The organism is Agrobacterium sp. GD03872 (genome assembly GCF_029840625.1).
Lineage (GTDB): Bacteria > Pseudomonadota > Alphaproteobacteria > Rhizobiales > Rhizobiaceae > Agrobacterium > Agrobacterium fabrum_A.
In genome coordinates, this window is record NZ_JAOCCY010000038.1 from 1 (window position 1) to 2,251 (window position 2,251).

At 56.6% G+C, this 2,251-nt stretch carries 1 protein-coding gene; it reads left to right on the forward strand.

Going from position 1 to position 2,251, the window contains the following annotated elements:
* Nucleotides 1-648 precede the first annotated feature (648 nt).
* Nucleotides 649-2,175, forward strand: coding sequence for a group II intron reverse transcriptase/maturase (ltrA, locus tag N5D22_RS27085; protein WP_172873217.1), 1,527 nt, complete (start codon nt 649-651; stop codon nt 2,173-2,175).
* Nucleotides 2,176-2,251: the final 76 nt, after the last annotated feature.

A 2,251-nucleotide genomic window follows, 5' to 3' on the forward strand; every position in this document is an offset into this window, starting at 1 on the left:
GTGCGCCTCGCCCCAATCGGGGAGGCATATGACTGGAATGCAAAGAGAAAGGAGGATGTGAGTATTTGCCTGTCCCCTGCTGCGAGGGGGCATGAGCCCAAGCGGCGGTGACCTGCCGTCAACTGGCAGGGTGACGTAGCCCGCAGGTAAAGGGGATTGAGGCGAAGCCGTTACGCCAAGATGGTTCCCGAGGCTGAAGTATTGGAAGGTTGAGGAACACGAACCGGTTAACCCGCATCTGAGGGCTGAAAGGTCGCCTTCGCCTACACGGTTTAACAGGCGAAATGCTGATGAAGCTGCCGGACACGTAAGTCGGCGGCATCCGAATACGGTCGTATATGTAGGTCGCCCGTATGGGGTCATGGGGAGAATGCAGCCAGACCATGACATCGGCATCGACTTGCGGAACGCAAGGGAAAAGACTGCGACCGGCAACCTCACCAATGCGCTGACGTCCAGCATATGAACGAGGGAAGGCATGATGGAATGACAACGAAGTACTGCGTCGCAAGGGAGTTGACCCTGATGTCCATCATGTTGGCGGAGTTCCCGTAGTAGTCCGGGATGGGGAAAGCCCATCACATGGCGAAGGGGAACAGTTCAAACTGCTTGAAGTGCAAACTATCTGATCAAGCGAGGTGAAGACCTTTGATAATCAGTGAAATGCAGCAAAAGCTCGCAACATGGGCCGAGAGCGATCCAAACCGACGGTTTGATCGGCTTCTTCGGCTGATTGCCAATCGGGAATGGCTTGCCGAGGCCGCTCGGATGGTTCTGGCGTCAAGTGGCGCACGAACGCCGGGTGTTGACGGAATGGATAAGCAGAAACTGCAGGACAAACTGGATCAGCATCTGGATGACCTGCGGACAAGCCTGCTGGAGGAGACCTATCGCCCCCAGCCGGTAAAGCGCATCTATATCCCGAAATCGAACGGTAAGCTACGACCACTGGGTATTCCGACCCTGACGGATCGCATCGTACAACGCGCCATGCTGATGGCCATGGAGCCGATCTGGGAGAGCGATTTCCATCGTCTATCCTATGGCTTCCGGCCGGAACGCAGCGTGCATCACGCCGTCCGCACCGTGAGGATACAGCTACAGGATGGAGGTGGAACGAAGGGCCGCTGGATCATCGAAGGTGATCTCGCCAGCTACTTTGACACGGTCCATCACAGGCTGCTTCTGAAATGTGTGCGGCGACGGGTGCAGGACGGACGGTTCGTCGATCTTCTCTATCGATTCCTGAAGGCAGGCCACATCGACCGTGGCTTGTTCACAGCCTCAAGCGAGGGCGTTCCGCAAGGTGGCGTTCTGTCACCGCTCCTGTCCAACATCATGCTCCACGAGTTTGATATGTGGCTGGAGGCGAAATACCTGAACAAGAAGGCCCGCAAGGACCGATGGGCATGGAACTTCGGCATCAAGCAAGGCCGCCCCATCACGGTTCGTGAGAACCGGCAATGGAAACCGGCTGTTGCCTATTGCCGATACGCTGACGACTTCGTCGTGATCGTAAAAGGAACCAAGGTTCAGGCAGAGGAAATCCGCGAGGAATGCCGGGCGTTTCTAGAAGGTGAGTTGAAGTTGACGCTGAACATGGAGAAGACCCATGTCACCCACGTCAACGACGGCTTCGTCTTTCTGGGGCACCGGATCATCCGCAAGCGAGGGGCGCATGGACGGATGTCCATCGTAACGACAATACCCAAGGAAAAGGCCAAGGGGTTTGTTCACAGACTTACCGAAACCCTTTCCGGCAATCATAGTGTCAGTACGGTCGACATGATCGCTGGCCTGAACCGCCAATTGGTGGGATGGGCGGCGTTCTACAAGTTCGCCGACTTCACGGCGTACGTCTTCCGGCGCATCGACCATGTCGTGTTCTGGAAAATGGCGCATTGGCTGGGGCACAAATACCGATCCCGCATCAAACCCTTGATGCGGAAATGGTTCAGGGCCCCCGAACCGGGCAAGGCGAAAACCTGGCTCGTGTTTGGTCGGAATGAACGTGGTGATCCCGTCGGGAAAGCGCTGCAACGGCTTGTCTCAAGCCCCAAGGCGCAATTCCGGTGGCGTAATCCGGAGGAGAACCCATACATCGTCCGGATCGAAAACCGCAGCACCGTCACGTCGAACTATCATGATGTTGCAATGGCCATGGGCCAAGCTTGAATGGAGAGCCGTATGCGCTGAAAGGTGCAAGTACGGTTCGGGGAGGAGAAGCGCATCTGCGCTTCTTACTCCACTC